At 49.5% G+C, this 20,748-nt stretch carries 22 protein-coding genes; 21 read left to right on the forward strand and 1 reads right to left on the reverse strand.

What is annotated here, in order from left to right:
- The first annotated feature begins 34 nt into the window (after positions 1–34).
- From asnB to R1T46_RS10520, 12 genes are all read left to right on the forward strand, one after another.
- Entirely contained in the window at positions 35–1,684 is a 1,650-nt protein-coding gene (gene asnB, locus R1T46_RS10465; RefSeq protein ID WP_317308198.1) for an asparagine synthase (glutamine-hydrolyzing), read from the forward strand.
- Positions 1,675–2,091, forward strand: a complete 417-nt coding sequence (locus R1T46_RS10470; RefSeq protein WP_317308199.1) for an adenylyltransferase/cytidyltransferase family protein — start codon at positions 1,675–1,677, stop codon at positions 2,089–2,091. The genes asnB and R1T46_RS10470 overlap by 10 nt, the downstream gene beginning before the upstream one ends.
- A 1-nt stretch (position 2,092) precedes the next feature.
- Positions 2,093–3,253 carry a CDP-glycerol glycerophosphotransferase family protein gene (locus R1T46_RS10475; RefSeq protein WP_317308200.1) on the forward strand — a complete coding sequence of 387 codons (1,161 nt, stop codon included), beginning with the start codon at positions 2,093–2,095 and terminating at the stop codon, positions 3,251–3,253.
- 4 nt (positions 3,254–3,257) lie between these two features.
- On the forward strand, positions 3,258–4,454 hold the full coding sequence (locus R1T46_RS10480) for a glycosyltransferase (RefSeq protein ID WP_317308201.1): 1,197 nt from the start codon (positions 3,258–3,260) through the stop codon (positions 4,452–4,454).
- Positions 4,451–5,767, forward strand: a complete 1,317-nt coding sequence (locus R1T46_RS10485) for an oligosaccharide flippase family protein (protein ID WP_317308202.1) — start codon at positions 4,451–4,453, stop codon at positions 5,765–5,767. The genes R1T46_RS10480 and R1T46_RS10485 overlap by 4 nt, the downstream gene beginning before the upstream one ends.
- Positions 5,768–6,037: 270 nt before the next feature.
- Positions 6,038–6,988: a Gfo/Idh/MocA family oxidoreductase gene (locus tag R1T46_RS10490; protein ID WP_317308203.1), complete on the forward strand. Its 951-nt coding sequence runs from the start codon at positions 6,038–6,040 to the stop codon at positions 6,986–6,988.
- Positions 6,989–7,063: 75 nt separating this feature from the next.
- Positions 7,064–7,639 (forward strand): acyltransferase, encoded by a 576-nt coding sequence (locus tag R1T46_RS10495; protein ID WP_317308204.1) that lies wholly within the window; start codon positions 7,064–7,066, stop codon positions 7,637–7,639.
- A 77-nt stretch (positions 7,640–7,716) separates the two neighbouring features.
- Positions 7,717–8,796, forward strand: coding sequence for a DegT/DnrJ/EryC1/StrS aminotransferase family protein (locus R1T46_RS10500; protein ID WP_317308205.1), 1,080 nt, complete (start codon positions 7,717–7,719; stop codon positions 8,794–8,796).
- 108 nt (positions 8,797–8,904) lie between these two features.
- Positions 8,905–9,981, forward strand: a complete 1,077-nt coding sequence (gene wecB / locus R1T46_RS10505; protein ID WP_317308206.1) for a non-hydrolyzing UDP-N-acetylglucosamine 2-epimerase — start codon at positions 8,905–8,907, stop codon at positions 9,979–9,981.
- Between the two features lie 48 nt (positions 9,982–10,029).
- Positions 10,030–10,269: a BrnT family toxin gene (locus R1T46_RS10510; RefSeq protein ID WP_317308207.1), complete on the forward strand. Its 240-nt coding sequence runs from the start codon at positions 10,030–10,032 to the stop codon at positions 10,267–10,269.
- Entirely contained in the window at positions 10,253–10,558 is a 306-nt protein-coding gene (locus R1T46_RS10515; RefSeq protein ID WP_317308208.1) for a BrnA antitoxin family protein, read from the forward strand. The genes R1T46_RS10510 and R1T46_RS10515 overlap by 17 nt, the downstream gene beginning before the upstream one ends.
- A gap of 227 nt (positions 10,559–10,785) precedes the next feature.
- Positions 10,786–11,484, forward strand: coding sequence for a Fic family protein (locus R1T46_RS10520; RefSeq protein WP_317308209.1), 699 nt, complete (start codon positions 10,786–10,788; stop codon positions 11,482–11,484).
- A 92-nt stretch (positions 11,485–11,576) separates the two neighbouring features.
- Here the strand turns inward: R1T46_RS10520 and R1T46_RS21625 are convergent, their stop codons facing one another.
- Complete coding sequence (locus tag R1T46_RS21625) at positions 11,577–11,810, reverse strand: hypothetical protein (protein ID WP_407070154.1); 234 nt, start codon at positions 11,808–11,810, stop codon at positions 11,577–11,579.
- A gap of 132 nt (positions 11,811–11,942) precedes the next feature.
- On the opposite strand from R1T46_RS21625, the gene R1T46_RS10525 reads away from it, so the two are divergent.
- From R1T46_RS10525 to R1T46_RS10565, 9 genes are all read left to right on the forward strand, one after another.
- A complete protein-coding gene (locus R1T46_RS10525; protein WP_317308210.1) occupies positions 11,943–12,311 on the forward strand; it encodes a type II toxin-antitoxin system ParD family antitoxin in 369 nt (122 codons plus the stop codon).
- A 66-nt stretch (positions 12,312–12,377) separates the two neighbouring features.
- Positions 12,378–13,142, forward strand: a complete 765-nt coding sequence (cysQ, locus tag R1T46_RS10530) for a 3'(2'),5'-bisphosphate nucleotidase CysQ (protein WP_317308211.1) — start codon at positions 12,378–12,380, stop codon at positions 13,140–13,142.
- A gap of 84 nt (positions 13,143–13,226) precedes the next feature.
- Entirely contained in the window at positions 13,227–13,502 is a 276-nt protein-coding gene (locus tag R1T46_RS10535) for a type II toxin-antitoxin system prevent-host-death family antitoxin (RefSeq protein ID WP_286930017.1), read from the forward strand.
- A 14-nt stretch (positions 13,503–13,516) separates the two neighbouring features.
- Positions 13,517–13,948 (forward strand): putative toxin-antitoxin system toxin component, PIN family, encoded by a 432-nt coding sequence (locus tag R1T46_RS10540; protein ID WP_317308212.1) that lies wholly within the window; start codon positions 13,517–13,519, stop codon positions 13,946–13,948.
- 68 nt (positions 13,949–14,016) lie between these two features.
- Complete coding sequence (gene rfaH / locus R1T46_RS10545) at positions 14,017–14,508, forward strand: transcription/translation regulatory transformer protein RfaH (RefSeq protein WP_317308213.1); 492 nt, start codon at positions 14,017–14,019, stop codon at positions 14,506–14,508.
- 113 nt (positions 14,509–14,621) lie between these two features.
- On the forward strand, positions 14,622–15,383 hold the full coding sequence (locus R1T46_RS10550) for a Wzz/FepE/Etk N-terminal domain-containing protein (RefSeq protein ID WP_317308214.1): 762 nt from the start codon (positions 14,622–14,624) through the stop codon (positions 15,381–15,383).
- A 220-nt stretch (positions 15,384–15,603) separates the two neighbouring features.
- Entirely contained in the window at positions 15,604–17,097 is a 1,494-nt protein-coding gene (locus R1T46_RS10555; protein ID WP_317308215.1) for a capsule assembly Wzi family protein, read from the forward strand.
- Between the two features lie 82 nt (positions 17,098–17,179).
- Positions 17,180–19,675: an SLBB domain-containing protein gene (locus tag R1T46_RS10560; protein ID WP_407070153.1), complete on the forward strand. Its 2,496-nt coding sequence runs from the start codon at positions 17,180–17,182 to the stop codon at positions 19,673–19,675.
- Positions 19,675–20,631, forward strand: coding sequence for a Wzz/FepE/Etk N-terminal domain-containing protein (locus R1T46_RS10565; RefSeq protein WP_317308217.1), 957 nt, complete (start codon positions 19,675–19,677; stop codon positions 20,629–20,631). The genes R1T46_RS10560 and R1T46_RS10565 overlap by 1 nt, the downstream gene beginning before the upstream one ends.
- Positions 20,632–20,748: the final 117 nt, after the last annotated feature.

Consider the following 20,748-nt stretch of genomic DNA (forward strand, 5'->3'; position numbering starts at 1 on the left):
CTGTTGATCTGACAAAAAGGATTTAAGGCAACGTGTGCAGTTCACACCCAGCTTTAAGGTCAATTCAGACATACTATCGCATGTTGGGCTAGGGAAGTTCGGTGGTTCCGGTTCGACTTGGTCAGCTTCAATTAAAAAACGACTAGGTATTTGGCTTCCTATGTGTGGAATACTCTTTGAGCAAGATCAACGCGTCATCGATCTGGATTCATTTCGAAAGACCCTTTCTGAAATTAACTGGAGAGGACCCGATAACCAAGGAGTGCTTCAAGCAAATGAACATACCTTTTTGGGGCATTGCAGGCTATCTATAATAGATCCTACCAGTCAATCTGACCAGCCAATGGTTTCCGGGTGCGGCCGGTATACTATCATATTCAATGGTGAGATATATAACTACCGGGAAATCAGAAAGAATCTAGAATTAAACTGTCGTACCAATAGCGATACTGAAGTTATTCTTGAAGGTTATGTGAAGATTGGTTTGAAAATACTGAACTATCTGGATGGAATGTTTGCTTTCGTTATTCACGACAGAATAAGTGATCACTGGATTTGTGCGAGAGACCCATTTGGAATCAAGCCGTTATTTTATTCATCAATGAATGGGCGCACACTGATTTGTTCCGAAGCTTCGCCTATTGCCAGATGTTTTGCCTGTAAAGCTTCTGAATATGCGATTCAGGAATGGCATCTCTTGAGAAGTCCGGTGCCGGGGTATAGTTTTTTTGAGAATATTTACCAACTTCTGCCCGGATACTATATGACGTCTGATCTTAAGTGCAGGTCATATTGGAGTTGGGAGAGAACCATGGAAAAATTCGATGAATCAGAGTTAGAAGGATTATTGATCGATTCAGTGCGCAAGCACGAAATGAGCGATGTCCCTGTGGTAAGCCTTTTAAGTGGCGGGATAGATAGTGCAATTATAACAAAATTGAGCGACGTAAAAAAAAGTTATAGCGTTGGCTTGGTCGATAACAACGAGTTTGAAGGAGCAAGGTTGTCTGCGGCAGAATCTAAAAAGTCGCTGAAAGAGGTCTGTACTACTGCGAATAATCTCGTGCAGAACTGGAGATATTTAACGCGTCTGCGAGGGGAGCCACTAAGCCTTCCCAACGAAGGCCTGATCTACGAAGTCTGTAAAGCAATGGATATCAATGAGAAGGTGGTCCTTACTGGAGAAGGGGCTGACGAATTGTTTTTTGGATATGACCGTATTTTTCGTTGGGCGTCAGGGTGCGCCGAACTATCGGTTCAGAGGTTCCTAAAGCGTTATGGATATTCTGAAGTTAATGCTACTCCACGATTGATGGATTATCTGAAATCGTTGTCTTCGGACAAGACAACTATTGAATTTGTTGAGGATTTCTTTCTTCAGTATCATTTGCCTAATTTACTACGAAGAATGGACTTCTCAGCTATGGCGGCATCTAAGGAAGCCAGAGTTCCTTTTGTAACGAAGGAATTAGTGAGTTATATGTATCGCCAACCGTTGGATTTTCGCTTAAGTAGTAATGAGACTAAAGTACCATTGAGGAATATTTGTAGAAAATTAGGTTTGATAGGTACTTTGAGTAGAAGAAAAGTGGGGTTTGATGCTCGACTATCGAGAGATAATGGAAGAAGGGATAGTTATAGTAGTTTTCAAAATCTTGTGTTAGGAGAATTAGGATGGTTATAGGTTACACTACGGGAGTTTTCGACCTATTTCATGTTGGCCATGTGAATATTTTACGAAATGCTAAAGCTATGTGCGACAGGCTGATTGTTGGGGTGACGATTGACGATTTAGTGTCATACAAAAACAAAAAAGCAATTATTCCTTTTGAAGAAAGAATAGAGATTGTCCGATCTTCGAAGTACGTTGATCTCGCAGTTCCTCAAAATAGCATGGATAAAATGGATGCTTATAATAGATATAAGTTCAACATTATGTTTGTGGGAGATGATTGGTACAAAACAGGTAAATGGGAAGATTACGAGAAGAAACTTATAAACGAAGGTGTAAAGATTATTTATTTTCCATACACGTCCACAACGTCATCGACACTGATCAATGATACACTAAAAAATCTAAGAGAATCGTAAAATGACGGTTTTCGTAAAAAGGCTTTGCGAGGATGCTTTATTTCTTCTAGCAAAATTCGTTGGAATGTGCACAAAGTGGCTTTCTCGCTCAAACTCCGTGATTTTTTCCCAAACTCAAAGGCACGAATATTCTGGGAACTCCCGATATTTCTATGAATTTATAAATGACAGTGCTGATCTTGACGTGAAATGGCTAGTAAGTAAGAGTCGGGTTGGGTCATTAACCGGCCCGAACTTCGTCGCTAGAAATTCATTTTCAGGGATTTGGTGTTTAATTCGCAGTAAGTATGTTGTTGTCAGTCATGGGATAGGTGATTTTGGAGTTTTAAAAGGTATTGCCAGTGAGAGAATTGTTTTAGTTGTATGGCATGGTACTCCGATCAAAAACATTGGGCTTTACGACCCATTTCTGGCCAAGAGTCAGTCGAAAATAAGAAGACTTTTGAGAGAAACGAAGACGTGGGATTTTTTTTTCGTTAATTCTGAAATTGAAAAACACTATATATCCTCTGCGTTTGCTCTGTATCCAGAAAAAGTTTTCGTTACTGGCTCGCCTAGAAATGATATCCTGTTAAGAGCGCCTGAATTAGGGATAGAAGCTAGTAACAAGATACCTGTACTATTATATGCACCAACTTTCCGAGATGATGCTTCTGAGGGCGCTTTTTTTCCCTTCCCAGATGTTTGTTACGAGCATTTAGCGGAGATGTTTTTGAAGGTTGGTGTTCGCGTGCATCTCAGGCCCCACCCTAATGACATGCTTTCTAAACTTCAGGCAAATGAACTGGCCAAGCGATTTCCTTCCACCTTTATCTTTGATCCCTCCAATACGTTTATAGATCAAATTTTATTGTCTAGCGTCGCTTTGATTACTGACTTCTCGTCAATATACTTTGATGCATTACTCATCAAGAAACCCGTTATACTGGTCTCCGGGGATATTTTTAATTATTCAAATAGTCGTGGGTTGGCATATCCTTGGGAGTTCGTATCAGCTGGGCTGAGTGCCGGTACCCTTTCTGATTTTTGCGTGTTGCTAAAACAGGTTTTGACGAGAAGTGATAGCGAAGCGAAGTATGATTATCTTAGGAATGCTTTTTTTGAGCACGTGGATGATTCAAGCAGTAGAAGAATAGCTCAACTCCTCGAACGTGATAGTTAGAACTATGCATATACTTATAATTCCCTCCTGGTACCCCAGCCGAAAAGGCGACGTCAGCGGGATTTTTTTTCGAGACCAGGCGATAGCTCTGCAAAAGGCCGGTTGCAAAGTAGGTGTTTTAACCCTTCAACAGCGATCCTTGGTCGATCTCAAATCCATCCTGACGGGGCGTTATGATGCCTCATATGAGCTAGATAGTGGAGTCCACACATACAGTCAACATACCATGAAGTGGTTTCCAGGGTTTCCAAGTTTGCACGCCCTAATGTGGAGGGTGCTTGGCCTCCGTTTGTTTTCAAAATATGTAAAGGAGCAAGGTTGGCCGGATCTAATACATGTTCATTCTATGGTGAACTCTGGAATCATTGCCAATGCTATTCGGGAAAAGTTCGATATACCCTATGTTGTCACAGAGCATAGTACTGACTTCGCTCGTGGCAAGGTTACTGGCAAAAAGCGTCTTATTATGAAGAAAATAGCTAAAGGTGCCAGCCTTAGGTTTGCAGTAAGTTCGCCGTTCGGTAGGCTATTGACTATTTTTTTTGGCAGTGAGGCTTCAGAGTGGAAAACTGTTCCAAATGCTGTAAATGAAAAATTTTTCCAAGTGTCGGATAGCGTTTTTAACGAAGATGGGTTTATATTCTTAAATATTTGTCTATTAACAGAAAAAAAGGGTGTTGATCTTTTATTGAGAGCTTTTTCCAAGGCATTTAAAGATTTGCCTGATGTAAAGCTCAGAATCGGTGGGGATGGTCCACAGCGAGAGTTTCTGGAACAACTCGCTCAAGATCTTAATATCAGTGATCAAGTCACTTTTTTAGGAATGTTAAGTAGAGATCATGTATATGATGAAATGGGTGCAGCAGACGCGTTCGTTTTAAGTAGTGTATTCGAGACTTTTGGAGTAGTAGTTGCCGAATCTCTTGCAAGAGGTAAACCTGTAATTTCGACTTGTAGCGGAGGGCCGGAGGATATAGTGCAAGAAGATGATGGGATACTTGTACCAGTCAACGATATTGAATCATTGGCAAGTGCAATTTTTAGGCTATATGAACAATATGGCATCTATGATGCTGATAAAATTCGAGTATCTTGTTATCAACGCTTCAGTGAGCAGGCTGTTTCTAGGATTCTGATGTCGCATTATCATAATGTGCTTGAGGGCGGGAATAATAGCTCGTGGCTGGATAGTCATAAATGAAAGGGCTAGGTCTTCGTAAGTTAGCGAATAATGTCTTAAAAACGCTCGCCCGTCAGATCGGCGCAGGGTTGCTTCAGCTTGTTACACTTGTATTAATTGCGAGAATTTACGGTCCAGAGGGTAATGGTGTATATACAGTTGCGCTTATTTTTCCGGCAATGCTAGCTTCGTTTCTGAATCTAGGTATCTCTCCAGCCAACGTATATTATCTTGGAGCAGGTAAGGTATCTCCATCTGTTGCCTGGCGAAGCTCATTTTTAATTTTTTCGGCTATTACCGTTTTGGGCTTATTCGTTGGAAGCTTCATGATAATTGTATTTTCAGAGCAGTGGTTTCCTGGCGTTTCATTCCCGTCGCTCTGGGTGGCTTTGCTAGTTTTTCCTGTCGCATTGCTGCAATCAATAATATCAAGCTTCTTTCAGGGACTTCAAAATTTCAGGAAATTTAATAGTATTTTATTGCTCCAACCATTTTTGACTTTATTAGGCATAGCCTTATTGATGTTTTTGGGTTTTCACGAAATTACTTTGTTGTTGTGTGCTTACCTTTTGGCTTCTATTGTAACATTAATTATCGCACGATTTCTGCTCCAGCCTTATCTTTCCATTACGAACTACCCTGACTTTAATCGATATAGTCTTACAATGCTTAATTATGGGTATAAGGCACATTTGAGCAATATTTTGGCATTTGTTAATTATAAGTCTGATATATTTTTAGTAAATATGTTTCTAGGACCTGCTGGAGCCGGTATATACACGATAGCGGCTCAAATTTCGGAACGTCTTTGGTTGCTTTCTCAGGCCGTAAGTACAGTTTTGTTACCAAGGCTTTCCCAGCTTTCAAGTGACGAATCCAAGCGAAAGCAGCTGACGCCTTTGCTTACTCGTTGGGTGTTGTGGATAACCTGTCTAGGGGGGATATTTTTGGCGACTGTAGCTTACCCGCTAATAGTTTGGGTTTTCGGCGAAGAATTTTCAAGCGCATACTGGGCGCTTGTTCTACTGCTACCCGGTATGATTGCAGGTTCTGCTTCAAGAATACTGGCTAATGACATAGCCGCACGAGGTCGTCCAGAATTAAATATGTATACTTCCTTTATAGTTGTAGTTCTAAATATCGTTGGCAATCTTCTATTGATTCCATTGTTTGGTCTTCTAGGGGCGGCCATTGCAACCTCGCTTGCATATTTTATCAATTTTTTGATGCGATTGATCACGCATCGCTATCTGACGGAAGTGTCCATTCTTTCTAATATTCTAATCAGACGCGATGATATAATGCTTATTCGATCCCTAATGTCCTCTGAGTGATTTACGACCGGCGCTCGAAAGGAGGGTCAAGCTTACGATTAGCTTTGGATTTAGAGCGAGGTGAGCTTAAAGATGCGAAAAGCATCACTTGGTTCGTCGCCAAGCGCCTAGGTACTCTTAAGAAGCTGGATACTGACAAGCTGAAAGCGGAAGAAATCAAGGTCAGTGTTATCTGATTGTTTTTGCCAGCGCTTTCATAGAGTCAGTGGTACTATTAACGCGTATTTTATGTTTATCCGGGGCTCATCCGGGATGGTAAAAGGAACTAGAATGTCAAGTCAATTTGCTCTGATCGGTGCAGCCGGTTACATCGCGCCCCGTCACATGAACGCCATCAAACACACCGGCAATCTTTTGGTGGCCGCTCTGGACAAGAACGACTCGGTTGGCATTATTGACAGCTTTTTCCCCGAATCAGATTTTTTTACCGAGTTTGAACGCTTTGATCGTCATATTGACAAATTGCGAAGAGCGAGCGGTAACCGGGCAGTAGATTACATGTCAATTTGTTCGCCCAACTATCTGCATGATTCCCATGTGCGTTTTGCCTTGCGCTCGGATTCGGATGCAATCTGCGAGAAGCCCCTAGTCCTCAATCCTTGGAATATTGATGGCTTGCTCGACATTGAGAGAGACACTGGCCGCAAGGTTAACACGATATTACAGCTGAGGGTGCACCCATCGATTATTGCATTGCGGGACAAGGTAAAGAACGAACAGCGGCCCAGTAAACATGAAGTGGATCTGACCTACATAACCTCCCGGGGGTGTTGGTACCAGCAATCCTGGAAAGGTGACGAAAGGAAATCCGGTGGTATTGCGACCAATATAGGTGTCCATTTCTATGACATGCTGCACTTTATTTTCGGAGCCCTCCAAGAAAACGTCGTACACCACAGCGATAGTACAACAGCCGCAGGCTATCTGGAGTATGAAAGAGCCCGCGTTCGCTGGTTTCTGTCTGTGGATAGCAAACACGTACCAGAGTATGCCCTTGCAGAAGGCCAGAGAACGTATCGCTCCATTACGGTAGATGGAGAGGAAATTGAATTCTCTGGCGGCTTCGCGGATCTCCATAATCGCAGTTACGAAGAGATTCTTGCGGGCAGAGGGTTTGGGCTTGAGGAAAATCGGGTAGCGATTGAAACTGTTGCAGCCATTCGCAATGCTACTCCTTCAGGCTCAAAAGGTGAGTATCATCCATTCTTGAAGTCTGTATAGAAACGTTCTTCCGCCTGCTGGATAAGACAGAAAAGGGAAGGTGACTAACCGCCCGCCAATGTTGAAGGAGCTGCAATGGCCGTGAAAGTTCATCCCAGTGCGATAGTAGATAAAGGAGCACAGATCGGCGAAGGCTCCCGTATATGGCACTTTGTTCATATATGCGGGGGCGCACAGATTGGTAAAAACGTGTCGATGGGGCAGGGTGTTTTTGTGGGCAATAGAGTCACAATAGATGACAATTGCAGAATCCAGAACAACGTATCTGTTTACGACAACGTTCACCTGGGCGAGGGCGTATTTTGCGGACCAAGCATGGTATTCACCAATGTCTTCAATCCCCGCGCACTCATCGAGCGCAAAGACGAATACCGGGATACGTTGGTAAAAAAGGGTGCCACGCTGGGTGCCAATTGCACTATCGTGTGCGGAGTAACCATCGGTGAATATGCCTTTGTGGGCGCAGGTGCCGTTGTCAATAAAAATGTCCCGGCATATGCTCTGGTGGTGGGTGTGCCTGCCAGACAGATTGGCTGGATGAGCGAGTACGGCGAGCAGTTAGACATACCCTTAGAAGGGCATGCCGAGATAATATGTCCCCATACCGGTGCTTGCTACAAACTTATCGGAAACAAAGTTATTAAAGGGTAGCGTTACTAACTTTCCTACCGTTTGTTTCCATTTCTTTGAGTAAACAGTAGATTCCGCGGCTAATAAGGTCACTCCAAGTGCAGTTCGTCGATCTCGCAGCGCAGCAAGCAAGAATCAAGGACAGAATTGATAACAATATCCAAAAAGTTTTAGCCCACGGTCAGTACATCCTTGGCCCGGAGGTCGAGGAGTTGGAGGAAAAGCTTGCAGCGTTCTGTGGCGCAAAACATTGCATCACAGTGGCTAATGGCACCGATGCTCTGCAGATAGCTCAGATGGCCCTTGGGGTAGGGCCGGATGATGAGGTTGTCGTGCCGGGCTTTAGCTATATAGCCACGGCAGAAACTCCAGCGGTATTGGGTGCGAAACCCAAATACGTGGATATCGATCCACGAACCTACACCATGGACCCTGAAAAGCTGGAAGCCGCTATTACGCCACGCACTAAAGCGATCATTCCGGTTTCCCTATACGGTCAATGTGCTGACATTGGCGTTATTAACGCCATTGCCAAAAAGTACAATCTGCCAGTCATTGAGGATGGTGCACAAAGCTTTGGAGCCACCTATAAGGGCGGAAAGTCCTGCAATCTAAGTACGATTGGCTGTACTAGTTTTTTCCCTTCGAAGCCGCTTGGTTGCTATGGTGACGGCGGTGCGCTATTTACAAACAATGATGAACTGGCGGTTATCTTGCGACAGATTGCCCGTCATGGCCAAGACAGACGTTATCATCACGTTCGCGTGGGCATGAACAGTCGGCTAGATACCCTGCAGGCAGCCATTTTGCTGCCTAAACTGGAAATGCTTGCTGAAGAAATCACGCTGCGGAATCAAGTGGCTGAAAGCTATGCGAGGCTACTGAAGGCCGAGGCCGTCGAGGCAACACCTCATATAGAGGAATTCAATATTTCTGTCTGGGCACAGTACACAATACGGGTGCAGAACCGCGAGTATTTGCAGAAGAAACTAAAAAATGTGGGTATACCCACCGCAGTACATTACCCTATCCCGCTGAACAAGCAGCCTGCGGTAGCTGATGAATCGGCGTACTTACCCGAGGGGGACAGGGCTGCAGCTATGGTTATGAGTTTGCCGATGCATCCTTACATGACCGATGACGACATCGAAATAGTGGTTCGGGCGCTCTTGAAATGAAGGTGTCAGTAGTAAGCTTTTATGGCTTATCCATTGTGGTGCCTCATTCAGATTGAGATTTCGAGCGGCACGCTGAAGTTGAATATTTCGGAATAAAGAGAAGTGTTTATGAAAGTAATGACCATCATTGGCGCTCGGCCCCAATTCATCAAAGCCGCCGTAGTTTCCCGTGCCTTCAAAGAACACCGTCCAGATGTGCAGGAAATTATTGTACACACGGGCCAGCACTACGATGCCAACATGTCCGAAGTGTTCTTTGATGAACTGGAAATCCCTCGGCCTGATCACAACCTTGGTATTGGTGGTGGCACTCATGGACAGAACACCGGACGTATGATCGAAAAGCTCGAAGGCTTAATGATTGAGATTATGCCGGAATGGGTGCTGGTTTATGGGGATACAGACAGTACTCTGGCTGGAGCCTTGGCTGCCTCAAAACTGAATGTTCCCGTGGTACATGTGGAAGCGGGGTTGCGGAGCTTTAATCGAAAAATGCCTGAGGAAATCAACAGGGTTCTAACCGATCATGTTGCAAATTTACTATTTGTACCAACGGAAACCAGTCTCCAGAACCTGCTCAACGAGGGAATTGCAAACGAAAAAATGAAGCTTGTTGGCGACGTAATGTATGACGCCGCTTTGTTTTACAAGAGAAAATCTCGAAAACCGGATTTACCTGAAGGATTGAATATTGAGAGTAACGGGTTTGTTCTTTGTACCATTCACAGGGCAGAAAATACAGATGATCCAAAACGACTAGGCAGCATACTCGAAGGTCTTGGCAATACTGGTCAAACCATTGTGTTACCACTGCATCCCAGAACACGCTCAAAAGTGGCTGATTACGGAATCTGTATTCCCGGGAATGTGTGGGTTATCGAGCCAATAGGTTACCTGGAGATGGTGTGGCTTGAAGTGCATTGCCGGTTGATTGCGACTGACTCTGGCGGTATCCAGAAAGAAGCATACTTTCACGGTAAGCCTTGTTTAACCCTTAGAGACGAAACTGAGTGGGTTGAGCTGGTTGATGAGGGGGTGAACCTGTTGGTTGGTGCCGACGCGAGTAGAATAGTAAGTTGTTTCGATAGCATTCTGAACGTCAGCGTGGGCGGAAAGCCATTATATGGAAACGGTAACTCAGGCGTTCAGATAGCAGAGGCCCTGCTATCTGTGCAACTGGCTTAGTTTACTTTTGTCCAGCTATCTGGCTCTCAGTGCATTTGGCCAGGCAAAATGTCTTGGGGTCTGACTCGCGGTGTTTCTTTGGCTGATGCGGCTTTACTAGAATGGGAATGGGTATGGGCCACCGAGGACGTTCGAGGCGATTATGGTGAGCGACGAATGATTGGGTATGCACCAATTGGTTCTCGTGTTTACTGCGTTGTCTTTACCAAAAGAGGTGAGGCCCGACGAGTAATCAGTCTCAGAAAGGCCAATCGACGAGAAGTGAGGCTTTATGCAGATAAAATCTAAATCGGATCGGGACTTTGAGTTGCCGTCGGATCAGGAAGAGGCAGACATTAACGCCGGCATAGCTGCTGATCCAGACACCCGGGAGCTTACGGACAAGGAGTTTCAGCAACTTCGTCCTATGGGGAGGCCAAAAGCGGAGATCACAAAGGAGCGTATAACCATCCGCCTCTCACCCGACGTTGTTGCCAAATTTCGAGCCACGGGCAGCGGCTGGCAATCTCGTATGGATAAGGCGTTGCGGGAGTACCTGCGAGACCACAATCGGGAAGATATTGAGAGGCTGGGTTAGGCGCTGGGGTCAGACCCTCAAGCTACAGTTCGATTTCATTGAACTCTGGCCATGAAAGCCCGGGTGCGGTTAGCATCAGATCAATATCGGAGTTGTATCGATAGGTCCCTTTGGCCCAGGCGTGAATATCCACCTCGCTCGACAAAATGCACTGGGGTCTGACCCCAACACAGGTTGCTCCTGTGCTAATATCTTCCCTTTCAACAGTCAGTTAACGGCAGCCAGCAATGCAGAAACCAACGGACCGCCACTGGGGAATGCCTCCCAATAAGGCAAAGGCGCTCATGCTCGCCCAGCGGGACGTGTCCGTTTTTGTGTATGACGCCGTGCAACTGGAGGGCATCAATTTTACGCTGCCAGAGGTTCAAACGCTGCTGCAGGGAATCACCATCGGCGGGCACAAGCTGAGTGACCAGCAAATTGCGGTTAATCAGGGCGAGGCCTGGAAGGAGCTCTTCAAGTTGTTGAAGATGGGTAAATTTGAGGTCTCGCAGGCCTGCGCATGCCAGCTTCATGCCATTGCCGCAAAAGAAGAGGCGCTTGAATGGGGGCAATTTCGCACCGGTGGCGTCTTGATAGCGGGAACCGAGTACGAACCCCCAAACGCGAGCGCATTGCCTGCACTGTTTAATCAGATGGTTGAAAACATGGCTGCCTACAAAGACGTTTATGACCAGGCGATCCACGTTTTTCTGACCATGGCCAGGAACCAGTTCTTCTATGACGTCAACAAACGGATGGGGCGCCTGATGATGAATGGACACCTGCTGTCGATGGGCTTCCCGGCGATCAACGTACCAGCAACCCGGCAACTGGAGTTCAACCAACTGATGCTCTGGTTTTATGAAAGCGGTGATATGGGCGAAATGAATCAGTTTATGAGAAGCTGTTTAAACCCAAAAGCAATCAGGATTATGAGGGAATAAATAAGCATGGGGTCAGACCCCAAAACGGGTCTGCATTCGTTCCTGAAATTCCTCAGTTCCAAGTGGCTTGCCAGCAATCGCGGTGTATTGAATCAAATCATCCATGCCCTCCGGGGCAGGGCCGGCCACAAAGGACCGATAGCTTTCAAGGCGCCGATCCGGATCCGGCTGGTAATCCAGGTAGCAAGTAGGGGGCGTGTGAGAGTGCCAGAGCGCTCATGTTTATGGTTGAAGTACTGTGTATAGCGCTGGCCCAGAGCTTTCATGAACCAGGACAGCGCCCGATCCGTTCGCGGTGTCACCAATAGATGGGTGTGATTGCTCATCAAAACCCAGGCATGAATATCCACTTCATGCTCTTGCCGGTATCGGGCAAGAAAGGCTAAGCACAACAATCTGCCCCACCCGGCCACCAATTTCAAGTCGGGGTCAGACCCCAGTGCAGTCTTCCCGACAAAATGTCTTGGGGTCTGACCCTTGATTCGTTGCCTCTGGCCACTTGTATTGAGCTTTCAAATTTGGCAAATATTGGCAATAATTGTCATGTCGAACAAGAGATCGAGGTGACCATGGCTACTATGAATGTTTCATTGCCAGAACCGTTGAAAGAGTGGGTAGAAACTCAAGCCAAATCTGGTCGATATTCCAATACCAGTGACTACGTGCGAGATTTGATAAGAAAAGAGCAGGATCGGGCGGAGAAAATTGAAAATATGCAGCGGCTGATTGATGAAGGGCTGGAAAGTGGCGAGGGCAGCCAGTCAAAGGAGGATCTGCGTAATCGGGCTATGACTGCACTGGGGTCTGACCCCAAATTATTCGTTTGATTGTATCCTCAGGTCTCAGGCAGACTTTGGGGTCTGACCCCATTTGACGCAGGAAGCCGACCCCTCATGCACTACAGCTCCATCCTCCCCGATGTTCTTAAAATTGCCGACGCCGCCAGTGAAAAAGTCCTCAGCATCTACATGACGGACTTCAAGGTAAACTTCAAGGCAGACGAGTCGCCGATTACCGCTGCAGACATCGCCAGCCATCGGGTAATCGTCGAGGGCCTGCGCAATCTCAGCCATGACATTCCCGTGCTCTCGGAGGAGGGCGCCGAGATCCCCTGGAGCGAGCGCAAGCAGTGGCACCGGTTCTGGCTGATTGACCCGATCGACGGCACCAAGGATTTCACCCAACGCACCGGCGAATTCACCGTAAACATCGCATTGATCGAAAACGGCGAGCCTATTCTCGGCGTGGTGACGGCGCCGGCCTTAAAAGAAGCCTACTGGGGCCTGAAAGGCGAGGGCGCCTACAAGCGGGACCGCACCGGTCATGTACGGCGGATCAGCGTCGTGGAGCCCGGTGACACCAAACGCGTTGTTGCCAGCAAGAACCACCTGAACGAAGAAACCAGAGCCTTCATAGACAAGCTGGGCGTCCATGAACTGGTGCAGGCGGGCAGTTCCCTCAAGTTCTGCAAAATCGCCGAAGGCCACGCAGACATTTACCCAAGGCTGGGGCCAACCTGCGAGTGGGATACCGGTGCGGCCCATGCGGTGCTTTCAGCGGCCGGGGGCAAAGTGGAAACGCTGGAGGGCGAGCCCCTGCAGTACGGCAAGGAAAACGTACTGAACCCTCATTTTGTCGCATCCGGTACCTGGTATTGAATGAATAAGCCTATACATGGTAGCTCGTGGTGTTTTTCCTAGACCATGATATGATCAGTATGATCAATATGATTGGAGGTGGGCATGATTACGGAAACCAGCGCTGTTAAATTTCGCCAGAACCTCGGCGAGATGATTAACCAGGTCCAGTATCGACACGATAGTGTTCTGATAAAAAAAGATGGCAAGCCGGTGGCTGCTCTGGTCGATGCGCGCCTGTTTGGGAGAATCAGAAGGATGGAAGCGCGCTTTGAAGCTTTGAGCTCGCGATTGGAAGAGGGATTTGCTGGTATACCTCAGGATGCAGGTATGCGGGAAATCGAAGAAGCGATCGCGAGCGAACGTTCCGCAGACAAATAGGAAAGGGCCCAGGGATGGCATCCATTCAGGTGGTACTCGACACGAATGTCATTATATCCGGTATGGCGTATACAGCCAGCGTGCCGGGAAAGATTATGCAGGCCTGGCGTAGTGGGGCCATAGAGGTTTATCTTTCCGACTATATTCTCGACGAAGTTCGCAGGGTTCTTCCCCGGCTGCGTCACCGGCATGGATTGTCAGATGCGGAAGTTGATGATCTCGTAGATATTCTGTCGTTTCTGGCTGAAGTTATTGAGCCTGTGGAATTGCCGCTTAATACAGTGAGAGACCTGAACGACACGCCAGTGCTAGGAACATTGTTGACCGGTATTGAGCGTCATTCGGTGGACTACCTCGTTACCGGTGATAAGGATCTGCTCGCATTGGCCGAAAGCTATCCGGTTGTTTCACCCTCTGAGTTCTGGAACCGGCATGGTGGTTTGTAAAAGCAATTGATTATCCGGCTCATAGCAGTGCCAGCAACCACGAAACACGCTCCAACCAAGAGGCACCAATGACCTGGTACGCCCTACAACACAAGCCCAGCCAGGGCGACCGCGCCCTGACGCACCTGCAAAATCAGGACATCGCCTGCTTCTACCCCAAAATCACGGTAGAAAAAATCAAGGCGGGCAAGCGCACCAAAAAGCTGGAACCTCTGTTCCCCGGTTACCTGTTCGTGAACCTGGAACACACCGATCCCATGTGGGGGAAACTGCGCTACACGCGAGGAATCCTGCGCATCGTCAGCTTCGCCAACAAACCCGCCGCCATCCGGGATGACGTCATCCAGCACATCAAAGACAGCCTGCACACCGTGGCAGAGCAGGGCGGCATCAAACCCGGCCAGACCGTAGAGCTGGAAGATGGTCCCTTCAAAGGCATCAGCGCCATCTTCCAGGCCTACGACGGCGAAGAACGCGCCATTGTCTTGATCAGCTTCATGCAAAAACAACAAACCGTAAAAGTCTCCCTCTCCACCCTTCACCGCCGTAGGTCGGATTAGCAAAGCGTAATCTAACAATCCATATCTCAAGCCCAAAAGGACCTTTTGTTCACTTCTATTCGTCCTGCAAACGGTCATAATGTCATTAACTCTTAACAAACGATGGTTATGTAATGGTAGAGCCGCCCCAAGGGCCTTCGCGCCCCCAATACGACGACGAAATCAGCCTGGTTGATCTGGCAACGACATTTTTTAAACGCCGACGGGTGTTCTACGTCGTATTCATAATGGTCTCTCTTGTTGGCGTGGCCTACGCATTGTTTGCGCCAGAAAAATACGAGTACGTCACCCTGATGAAGTTGGCTGAAAAGTCGAACGGAAGATACATCGAAGAGCCCGCTAACATCATCGCCGAACTGGACAGCCTCTGGGTGCCGGATCTACAGGCCACCTATCACGCAGAACACAGCAGGAACCTGCCTTTCAAACTAACGGCCAGTAACCCGGAGGATACCGGACTTGTTAGAATCGTTTCCGAAGCCTCGCCCTCCTTGGCAGAGCTTATAGAGAAGAATCATCGGAAGCTGATCGAGCGGCTAAGCTCTGAACAAGGGCAGGCATTGTCTATGCTGCGCAAGAGCCTTGAGAAGCAGGTTGCATCCCTGGATTCGACCATCAAAATGCTCGAAGAAGGGGAGAACACTGGCGATGCAATTGCGTCCGCCGTAGAAAAGCAGCTTTCACTGGAATCAGATCTGGAGTCACTGTCACCCTTTGAGGCGTTGGTGGTTAGCCGGCAAAGTGGAGAAAACTCAGGCCCGTCGCGAAGCTTGATTGTTGTTTTGGCAACCCTGCTCGGGCTAATGGCGGGGGTTTTTACGGCTTTCTTCGCAGAGTTTATCGGGTTGGTGAGGGGGAATATCTCTGAAATGTAACTTTAAACATACATTTCGAAAGTTGTTTAACAATTTTTTACCTCATCCGGGCCTGATATCCGGCATGTCGGGGTTATTGTCTCTTGCGTGTCATATGGGATGCCGTAGAATCCTCACGCTTCCGAAACAGATTCTTCATTAACCGACAGGGATACAGTTGGGATTCAATTGTTCCCTCCATTTATTGGTTCCTGTCCATTTATTAAGCAGTTACAGGTGTATGACCTCAAAACACTGGACCCTGGTCGGTGGGGCGGTAGCGTGCCTGATCACCTCTGCGTATTCTTCAACAGCTTTCGCTGCCCCCTGGCTGGAACCCGGTGACAACCGTGCCCGCTTCGCCCTGCAGAAACTGGCGGACCGGGGCCACCTGAACCGCACCACATCCACCTGGCCGGTGATGATGGGCACCGTACACAGCGGCCTTGGCCGGGAAACCGGCAGCGACTCCCAGGCCGTTGGCGGCCCCCTGGCCTACCTCAAATTCGAAATGGACGAGCAGGGCAAGCAGGGTTGGCGCGCGGAATACGAACTGGGCGCCACCAGTGAGCCGACGTTTGTGAGAGGCTTTCAGGCCGGCCCTCGTGAAACGGCGGAAACAAGCCTCAACGTGCAGTGGCAGGGTGAATCCTGGGCTTTCGGTTTAAAGCCTGCCTTCGCTGCCAACCCGGAAGACGATGAGTCCCTGCGCCTGGACGGCTCCTACCTCGCCGCAACCGCCGGCAACTGGGTGTTTGGCGCCGGCGCCATCGACCGCTGGTGGGGCCCGGGGTGGCAGAGCAGTTTGATCCTTTCCAACAACGCCCGCCCAATGCCCGCCGTCTGGCTGAACCGTAAAGACGCAAGTGAACCAGAAACCAACTGGTTGAAATGGATCGGCCCCTGGCAGTTCACCGTATTTGCCAGCCAGTTGGAAGATGAGCGCGCTGTGCCGGAAGCCAAGATGATTGGCATGCGACTAACGGTAAGGCCCATTGACGGCCTGGATATTGGCTTCTCTCGTGCCATCATGCTTGGTGGCGAAGGCAGGCCGGAAGGCGCCTCCACAATCTGGAATGCCCTGATTGGCCGCGACAATGGCCAACTGGAAGAGAACGACCCCGGCAACCAACTGGCCAGCATCGACGCCCGCTACGGCTTCGCGATTGGCGACCAGGCCATGGGCGTATACGCCCAGATGATGGGTGAAGACGAAGCCGGTGCCTTCCCGGCCCGCAAATCCTGGCTACTGGGCACCGACTGGACCACCCAACTGCTGAGTAGTGACCAGCAATGGTTCGTCGAATACAGCAACACCCTGGCCGACGACTTCCTCGGCAACGCCATGCCCAATATCACCTACGACCATTCTCGCTACCGCACCGGCTATCGTTACAAAGGCCGCAACATGGCCTCTACCTTTGACGGCGACGCAGAAACCCTTACTTTAGGCGTATTCAATTTCTTCCCGGATGGCCGTAACCTCTCTGCCTCCCTGGGTTACCTGGACCTGAACAAAGACGGCGGTAATCGCACTGTCATCACCGATAGCGATATTTTCTATAACGTACCGAGCGGCAACCAGAAAGCCGCCGTGGTATCCGTGGGTTACGGCACACAATTTCTCAACGGCTGGCTGGACCTTACGGCCCAGGCCACCGACAAAAAGATAGAATTCCTGAGCGGCGAAAAAGACCAATGGTCTGTCGGCGCCGCCTGGCGTTATCGCTTTTAGGTAAAGGGTCTGACCCCAAAGGGGTCTGACCCTAAAATATTGACCAGCTCAAACCAATCACCAAACCTGGACCCCAACCCCCGTGAATCCCAACAAGCTTTTATTCACGCTAGCTCTACTGCTACCGGCCTTAACAACCGCCCAATCCATAAGCCAGTCCCAGATTGAACAGTTCAAGAGTATGCCCCGGGCCCAGCAGGAAGCCCTGGCCAGCCAGTACGGGGTGGACCTGGATTCAATCGCCGGCTCATCGGGCCAGCAGAACCAGCGACCACAAAGTGTGAATGTGGTTGAGCCAGTGGACGCCATCTCCGATGAAGAAAGGGAGCGCGCCCAGGAAGAGCAGGAAAACAACGAAGAACAGGACCGCAAGAACGGTGGCTTGAAGCCCTTCGGTTACGACCTGTTCGCCGGCAGCCCCACAACCTTTGCGCCGGTCACGGAAATACCCATTCCCAACGATTACACCCTGGGCCCCGGCGACGTACTGCGGGTACAGCTCTGGGGCAAGGAAAACCAGCAACTGGAACTGCCCGTCTCCCGGGCTGGCACCATCAGCTTTCCGCAGTCCGGCCCGCAAACCATCGCCGGCCTGAGCTTCGATGAAGCCAGGCAGCAAATCAAGAAGCTGGTCTCCGAACAATACATAGGCGTGCAAGCCAGCGTCACCCTGGGTGAGCTGCGCAGTATGAGGGTGTTTGTGCTGGGTGAGGCAAGAAACGCCGGTTCCTACACCGTCAGCTCACTCTCCACCATTACCAACGCACTCTATGTGTCCGGCGGCATCAAACGCACCGGCTCCCTGCGTAAAATCCAACACAAGCGGGACGGCAAGCTGGTCGGCGAACTGGACCTGTACGACCTGCTGCTGGCAGGCGACACCTCCAACGACAACCGTCTGCAACCCGGAGACGTTATCTTCATCCCGCCAGTAGGCGACCGCGTAGGCATAGACGGCGAAGTCTACCGCCCCGCACTCTACGAATTGAAAAACGGCACTAATCTGCAGGAATTGGTGAACCTGGCGGGAGGTCTCACGCCCCAGGCCTATCCGCAATTGGTGCGTATTGAGCGCAACAACGACGATTTTCTGCGCATCATCGCCGAAGCCAACCTCACCACGCTAAAAGGCAAACAAGCGAAGGTTAGGCCCGGTGACCGTATAGAAGTCGCCTCCATCTCCGATATCACTGGCCATTATGTGGAAGTGAAGGGTGCGGCTACTCGCCCCGGAAAGTTCGCCTGGGTACCTGGCATGAGGGTGAGCTCGGTGATCAGTAATCTGGATACGGATCTGGTGCCAGTGGCCGATCAACGGTATGCCGCCATTGTCCGCACCGATCCAAAGACCGATGAAGTATCCGTGTTGAACCTGCGGCTGCGTGACGCCGTTCAGAACCCCGGAAGCGAACAGGACATGCTGCTTGAAGAACAAGACCGCCTACTGATCTTCTCAGACGCCGGCAAGGTGAAAGGCGGCGAAGAAGGCCGCAACTTCACCCGGCAACAGTTGTTCAGCCCGGTACTGCAAAGGCTGAAATCCCAGGCCAAACCCGGCGCACCCGAGCAGACCATCCGCGTAACTGGCCCGGTGCGTTACCCCGGCGAATACCCATTACCCGCCTCAAGGCAGGTGGCAGACGCCATCTACGTAGCCGGCGGCCTGAAGGACTCGGCATCCCTATACACCGCTGAACTGGCACGTTTCGGGGTGGACGACGAAGGCACCGGTAACACCAGGATCCAGAACCTGGACCTGCAGGCCGTCATGGAAGGCCAGGTGTCTGTCAACCTGAAGAGCCGGGACCGCCTGCTGATCAAATCCATACCGGAATTCGCTCAAGCCAAAACCATTGAGCTTAACGGGGAAGTGCGTTACCCCGGCCAATACACCATCCGCGATGGCGAAACTCTTCGCGATGTAATCAAACGCGCAGGCGGTCTCACCGACAACGCCTTCCCCGAAGGTGCCGTATTCACCCGCGAAAAACTCCGCCAACTGGAGACCCAGCGCCTGCGCGAAGCGGAAGAAAGGCTGCAGGGCGATCTGGTAGGCGTACAACTGGAAGGCGACGACTTTGGAGGCAAGAACGCAGAACGTACCCAACAGGTACAAGACCTGTTGGAAGAGGTGCAGGACTCCCGCCCCGTCGGCCGAATGGTGATCAACCTTACATCGGTTGTGGAGAGCGATGACTACCAGCCCATTCGCCTGCAGGATGGTGACACCCTAACCGTGCCAATCATCCCGCAAGCTGTCAGCGTATTTGGCGAAGTTCAGTTCCCGACCAGTCACCTGCACACCAACGGCCTGACCGTGGATGACTACCTGGAACGCAGCGGCGGCCCCACACGACAGGCGGATGAAGAAAGGGTGTATGTAGTGAAGGCCGATGGCTCCGTAATGCTGCCTGAAAAAAGTCGCTGGTTCGGCGGGCGCAGCCAGCAACCGGCGCCGGGTGACACCATTATCGTGCCCATTGATGTGGACAGGCTGAACCAGTTGGAGCTTTGGAGCAATGTGAGCCAGATTGTCTATCAGATGGCGTTGGGTGCGGCGGCAGTGGGGAATCTTTAATGACTCGTTACGAACGTATACCAGAACCGTCTGAGGCCAGGTATCAGCCAGATGACGAGATTGATCTTCGGGAGCTCTTTGCCACCCTGTGGGCCGGTAAATGGATTATTATCCTGATTACCATACTCTTCGCCGCCGCCGGCGTTGCCTATGCGCTTTGTAAACCTGATATTTATCAGTCCAATGCGCTCCTTGCGCCAGCGGATGGAGAGAGTGGTGGTCGACTCGGTGGGCAGCTAGGCAGCCTGGCCAGTCTGGCTGGAGTGAATATCGGCGAGGACGGCTCCAGTAATACCGTTATAGCCAAAGAAGTACTTCAATCAAGAGCCTTTCTGACCGAGTTCATTCGTCGCCATGAGCTCGAAGCCCCAGTTGTGGCAACAAAAGCTTGGAACACCCGGCAAAGCGAGTGGGTATATGACCGAGAGATCTACAACCCCGAAACGGGTGAGTGGGGTACCGGTGAAAACGGAGATAGCTTACAGCCTACAAACTGGGATCTCGTTAAGACGTTCAAAGCAAACCATTTGAGCGTCAGCGAAAATAAAGACAACGGCATGGTCACCGTGAGTGTAAAAAACCTCTCACCCTTGGCAGCGAAACAATGGACCGAATGGTTGGTGAAAGACATCAATGAGCACATGCGCGCCACAGACATTGAAGAAGCGGAAGCAAGCATCAATTATCTTAAAGTTAAGTTGGATGAAACCAAAATAGCGGGAATGCAGCAGGTGTTTTACCAGTTAATAGAACGTGAAACACGGACAGTGATGTTGGCCAATGCACAGCAAGAGTACGTATTCAAAACCGTAGATCCTGCAGTGGTCCCACAAGAAAAAATAGAGCCCAAGCGGATCTTAATAGCAGTATTGGCCGTAGTAATGGGCTGTATGTCCGGCGTGTTGGTCACGTTCATAAAATCATTTTTTTGGCCTGAGAGGCGGAGGTCTATCTAAAGTTGAAGTAGCCTTGTGTTTGATATCGAAACAGATCCAAAGCATCGCTTTCTAACCCTACCTAAGTTAAGCAGGTCCATCTGTTTCCATAAAGGTGGGCTGATATCTAAATATAAT

Origin of the sequence: Marinobacter salarius (assembly GCF_032922745.1) — a bacterium.
Lineage (GTDB): Bacteria > Pseudomonadota > Gammaproteobacteria > Pseudomonadales > Oleiphilaceae > Marinobacter.

What these genes read in the sequence shown, in the direction of transcription:
- R1T46_RS21625 (WP_407070154.1), bottom strand. Translation starts at nt 11,810, where the DNA reads ATGAGCAATCACACCCATCTATTGGTGACACCGCGAACGGATCGGGCG.
- R1T46_RS10495 (WP_317308204.1), top strand. Translation starts at nt 7,064, where the DNA reads ATGGCCGTGAAAGTTCATCCCAGTGCGATAGTAGATAAAGGAGCACAG.
- R1T46_RS10510 (WP_317308207.1), top strand. Translation starts at nt 10,030, where the DNA reads ATGTCTTGGGGTCTGACTCGCGGTGTTTCTTTGGCTGATGCGGCTTTA.
- R1T46_RS10540 (WP_317308212.1), top strand. Translation starts at nt 13,517, where the DNA reads ATGGCATCCATTCAGGTGGTACTCGACACGAATGTCATTATATCCGGT.
- R1T46_RS10565 (WP_317308217.1), top strand. Translation starts at nt 19,675, where the DNA reads ATGACTCGTTACGAACGTATACCAGAACCGTCTGAGGCCAGGTATCAG.
- R1T46_RS10535 (WP_286930017.1), top strand. Translation starts at nt 13,227, where the DNA reads ATGATTACGGAAACCAGCGCTGTTAAATTTCGCCAGAACCTCGGCGAG.
- R1T46_RS10520 (WP_317308209.1), top strand. Translation starts at nt 10,786, where the DNA reads ATGCAGAAACCAACGGACCGCCACTGGGGAATGCCTCCCAATAAGGCA.
- R1T46_RS10470 (WP_317308199.1), top strand. Translation starts at nt 1,675, where the DNA reads ATGGTTATAGGTTACACTACGGGAGTTTTCGACCTATTTCATGTTGGC.
- R1T46_RS10485 (WP_317308202.1), top strand. Translation starts at nt 4,451, where the DNA reads ATGAAAGGGCTAGGTCTTCGTAAGTTAGCGAATAATGTCTTAAAAACG.
- wecB (WP_317308206.1), top strand. Translation starts at nt 8,905, where the DNA reads ATGAAAGTAATGACCATCATTGGCGCTCGGCCCCAATTCATCAAAGCC.
- R1T46_RS10555 (WP_317308215.1), top strand. Translation starts at nt 15,604, where the DNA reads ATGACCTCAAAACACTGGACCCTGGTCGGTGGGGCGGTAGCGTGCCTG.
- R1T46_RS10490 (WP_317308203.1), top strand. Translation starts at nt 6,038, where the DNA reads ATGTCAAGTCAATTTGCTCTGATCGGTGCAGCCGGTTACATCGCGCCC.
- R1T46_RS10550 (WP_317308214.1), top strand. Translation starts at nt 14,622, where the DNA reads ATGGTAGAGCCGCCCCAAGGGCCTTCGCGCCCCCAATACGACGACGAA.
- rfaH (WP_317308213.1), top strand. Translation starts at nt 14,017, where the DNA reads ATGACCTGGTACGCCCTACAACACAAGCCCAGCCAGGGCGACCGCGCC.
- R1T46_RS10480 (WP_317308201.1), top strand. Translation starts at nt 3,258, where the DNA reads ATGCATATACTTATAATTCCCTCCTGGTACCCCAGCCGAAAAGGCGAC.
- cysQ (WP_317308211.1), top strand. Translation starts at nt 12,378, where the DNA reads ATGCACTACAGCTCCATCCTCCCCGATGTTCTTAAAATTGCCGACGCC.
- R1T46_RS10475 (WP_317308200.1), top strand. Translation starts at nt 2,093, where the DNA reads ATGACGGTTTTCGTAAAAAGGCTTTGCGAGGATGCTTTATTTCTTCTA.
- R1T46_RS10525 (WP_317308210.1), top strand. Translation starts at nt 11,943, where the DNA reads ATGTCTTGGGGTCTGACCCTTGATTCGTTGCCTCTGGCCACTTGTATT.
- R1T46_RS10515 (WP_317308208.1), top strand. Translation starts at nt 10,253, where the DNA reads ATGCAGATAAAATCTAAATCGGATCGGGACTTTGAGTTGCCGTCGGAT.